The sequence below is a fragment of the Microbacterium sp. genome (genome assembly GCF_035554235.1).
Lineage (GTDB): Bacteria > Actinomycetota > Actinomycetes > Actinomycetales > Microbacteriaceae > Microbacterium.
Genome location: NZ_DATMIO010000031.1, coordinates 1 through 3,206, shown reverse-complemented (window position 1 = coordinate 3,206; position 3,206 = coordinate 1). Strand labels below are relative to the sequence as shown.

Annotated in this window: 4 protein-coding genes and 4 tRNA genes; 1 reads left to right on the top strand and 7 read right to left on the bottom strand. The window is 66.2% G+C overall.

The genetic code is table 11. The features are described from left to right. From VNT50_RS01780 to VNT50_RS01765, 4 genes are all read right to left on the bottom strand, one after another. Positions 1-311: DUF2510 domain-containing protein (locus VNT50_RS01780; protein ID WP_325483392.1), on the bottom strand; the 311-nt coding region annotated here is incomplete at its 3' end. 128 nt (positions 312-439) lie between these two features. Continuing rightward, positions 440-511: transfer RNA gene (locus VNT50_RS01775), tRNA-Val, on the bottom strand. Positions 512-555: 44 nt separating this feature from the next. After that, positions 556-626, bottom strand: a tRNA-Cys gene (locus VNT50_RS01770). A 56-nt stretch (positions 627-682) separates the two neighbouring features. Continuing rightward, positions 683-755: transfer RNA gene (locus VNT50_RS01765), tRNA-Gly, on the bottom strand. Positions 756-903: 148 nt separating this feature from the next. On the opposite strand from VNT50_RS01765, the gene VNT50_RS01760 reads away from it, so the two are divergent. After that, positions 904-979 (top strand) — tRNA-Val (locus tag VNT50_RS01760). Positions 980-982: 3 nt separating this feature from the next. On the opposite strand, the gene VNT50_RS01755 is transcribed toward VNT50_RS01760, so the two are convergent. The 3 genes from VNT50_RS01755 to zapE all read right to left on the bottom strand — a co-directional run. Continuing rightward, positions 983-1,495 carry a type II toxin-antitoxin system PemK/MazF family toxin gene (locus tag VNT50_RS01755; RefSeq protein ID WP_325483393.1) on the bottom strand — a complete coding sequence of 171 codons (513 nt, stop codon included), beginning with the start codon at positions 1,493-1,495 and terminating at the stop codon, positions 983-985. A gap of 90 nt (positions 1,496-1,585) precedes the next feature. Next, positions 1,586-2,854, bottom strand: a complete 1,269-nt coding sequence (locus VNT50_RS01750) for an ammonium transporter (protein WP_325483391.1) — start codon at positions 2,852-2,854, stop codon at positions 1,586-1,588. 168 nt (positions 2,855-3,022) lie between these two features. Further along, positions 3,023-3,206: AFG1/ZapE family ATPase (gene zapE, locus VNT50_RS01745; protein WP_325483390.1), on the bottom strand; the 184-nt coding region annotated here is incomplete at its 5' end.

The window sequence follows — 3,206 nt, the reverse complement described above, 5'->3', positions numbered from 1 at the left end:
TGGGCGCTCGTCCTCACGGATTCGATGACCGCGGTGGTGCCGGCGACTCCGATCCAGTACAAGACGATGAATCCGACGGCCGAAACAGGGCGCCGGAGGTAGAACCGATGAGCTGCCAGGCCACCCAACAGCAAGAAGAGCAGATACGCCACCCAGACGCGCTTGTCGCGAGGGATCTTGTACGTATGCGCCGTCCAGCCCGTGCCGTCCCAGTAGCGCAGGTATTTGGGATACCCAGGATCGGGGTGCCACCCAGGTTCCGCCGTAACGGCCGGGGCAGAGCGGGGAAGCTGCTCATACTGCGAGGTCATGCGCGAACACTAGCGGTACCCGTTAACACCGATGCGAACGCTGTTCCGGCAGACCTTCACTCCCACGCAGGCACAATCGGTCGTCATCGGAAACGAGAAAACCCCGGATGAACCGGGGTGTTTCTGTGTGCGCGATACTGGGATCGAACCAGTGACCTCTTCCGTGTCAGGGAAGCGCGCTACCGCTGCGCCAATCGCGCCCGTTCGGGCTATTGAGTTGGAGTGAAAGGTGACAGTGTTCTTGAGGTGGCGACGGGATTCGAACCCGTGTAAACGGCTTTGCAGGCCGGTGCCTAGCCGCTCGGCCACGCCACCGCGTGTGGTTTGACCCCACGTGCCTTGGCCTCCTCGAAAGGAGACCCCTGCACTCGAGCGGATGACGAGACTCGAACTCGCGACCCCAACCTTGGCAAGGTTGTGCGCTACCAACTGCGCTACATCCGCGTTTCCGGATCGCTCCGGGCACTCGTGCAACTTTAGCCGAGAAAATGGCGAGCGCAAAACCATGACGCGCCGCACGTGCCGTGCGCCCGCGGGTTCGTTCCGGCCCGAGCCATCCGGTAGTATCGTGAACCGGCCCCGCACGGCCGATGGGCGATTGGCGCAGTTGGTAGCGCGCTTCCTTCACACGGAAGAGGTCATCAGTTCGAGTCTGGTATCGCCCACCACGATCAGCCCCCGACGGCCCAGCCGTAGCGCCGGTGCAGTGCGTCCGCGACGCGGGAGAAGCGCTCCCGATCCAGCGCGGCTGCCTCGCGCCGCATGCCCTCCGCGTGCACGCTGTAGAGCTGCTCGATGTCGATCCACGACGGGCGCTGCTGGGAGTCCCAGGGGCCCGCTCCGATCGCGAGGAAGTCCCGGTCGCCGTCGTGGGACCTGCTGGTCAGGCGCACCGCGTAGACCCGATCGCGTGACTGCCGGCCGATCACGAGCACGGGGCGATCCTTGCCGCGACCGTCGTTCTCGACGTACGGCACCCAGGTCCAGACGATCTCGCCCGCATCGGGATCGCCGTCGGGATCTGGCGCGTACGAGATGCGCAGACCGTTCCGCGCCGGAGGCGTCACCCCGGCGGTCGCGGTCGCACCCGTGCGGCCGGCCGCTTCACGAGTGGCGGTCGCCGCTCCCCCGGCCTTGCCGCCGAAGAGCCGCGCGATCGAGCTGAAGAGTCCGCGTCGTGCCATCACGGTGTCACCCTACCCACGCGCGCGGGGCGGGAACGCCGAAGGGGCGCCGCGATTGACCGCGACGCCCCTTCGGGCTGTGTGGATCGGTCAGGGCCGGGTGTCCGCGAGGACGTACCCTTCCTCGCCGTGCACGATGGTGTCGATGCCGGCGACCTCGTCCTCGTTCTTGACGCGGAAGCCCATGGTCTTCTGGATGAGGAATCCGATGATCCAGGCCAGGACGAACGAGTAGATCAGCACCGAGAAGGCCGCGATCGCCTGAACCAGGAGCTGCGTTCCGTCGCCGCCCATGAACAGGCCGGTGCCGTTGGCGAAGAAGCCCAGGTACAGCGTTCCGATCAGACCGCCGACGAGGTGGATGCCCACGACGTCGAGCGAGTCATCGAAGCCCCACTTGAACTTGAGCTCGATCGCCAGAGCGCAGACCGCACCGGCGATGACGCCGAGCACGATCGCCCAGATCGGGTGCAGCGAGGCGCATGCGGGGGTGATCGCGACGAGACCGGCGACGGCGCCCGAGGCGGCACCGACGGAGGTCGGCTTGCCGTCCTTGATCTTCTCGACGATCAGCCACGTCAGCAGTGCGGCTGCGGGCGCCGCGATGGTGTTGACGAAGGCCAGCGAGGCGGTGTTGTCGGCCGCGAGCTCGGAGCCCGCGTTGAAGCCGAACCAGCCGAACCACAGCAGACCGGCGCCGAGGAGCACGAACGGCGGGTTGTGCGGGACGGTGATGCCCTTCGAGAACCCGACGCGGCGGCCGAGGACGAGCGCGAGGGCGAGCGCGGCAGCACCGGCGTTGATGTGCACCGCGGTGCCACCGGCGAAGTCGATCGCACCGACGCCGAACCACGTCTGCATGCCATAGGTGATCCAACCGCCGTACGCGAAGCTGCCGTCCTCGGCGAGGCCGAAGTTGAACACCCAGCTGGCGACGGGGAAGTAGACGATGGTCGCCCAGAGGCCGGCGAAGACGAGCCACGCCCCGAACTTGGCTCGGTCGGCGATCGCTCCGGAGACCAGCGCGACGGTGATGATGGCGAACGTCGCCTGGAAGGCGACGAAGGCCAGCGGCGGGTAGGCCGCGTCCTCGGGTGTGGTGAGCAGGCTGTTGAGGCCGAGGGCAGACAGGTCGATCGACCACGGGAAGACGATGCCATCAGCCGAAGGGAAGGCGATGGCGTAGCCGTACAGCACCCAGAGGACGCCGATCAGGCCCATTGCGCCGAAGCTGAGCATCATCATGCTGATGACGCTCTTCGCTTTGACCAGACCGCCGTAGAAGAACGCCAGACCTGGCGTCATCAATAGGACGAGTGCGGCTGCGAGGAGAATGAATGCGGTATTGCCTTGATCCATCTCGAGTGGAACCTCTCTGCAGGGACGCAGGTGTAGCGTCGGGTCCGCCTAGTCTGACCACTTCGGGTTTCCCCTGGCGTGCGCGTCGTGTTTCGCGGAGGTTACGGCGACCCGCCCCATGTAAACATCAGATTTCGGGATGCCGCGAGGCGGCCATGGAAACGCCGCTCAGGAGTGCGTCGAGGCGTTGAGCCGTGAGATGGCACGCAGGTACTTCTTGCGGTACCCGCCGGCCAGCATCTCCTCGCCGAAGACGAGGTCGAGGGCGACCCCGGTGGCGCGGATCGGGATCTGCGCGTCGTAGACGCGGTCGACGAACGCGACGAATCTCAGAGCCTCCGACTGATCGGTG

Excerpts from the sequence above, each read along its gene's own strand:
- VNT50_RS01755 (WP_325483393.1), bottom strand. The coding sequence starts at position 1,495 with ATGGCACGACGCGGACTCTTCAGCTCGATCGCGCGGCTCTTCGGCGGC.
- VNT50_RS01750 (WP_325483391.1), bottom strand. The coding sequence starts at position 2,854 with ATGGATCAAGGCAATACCGCATTCATTCTCCTCGCAGCCGCACTCGTC.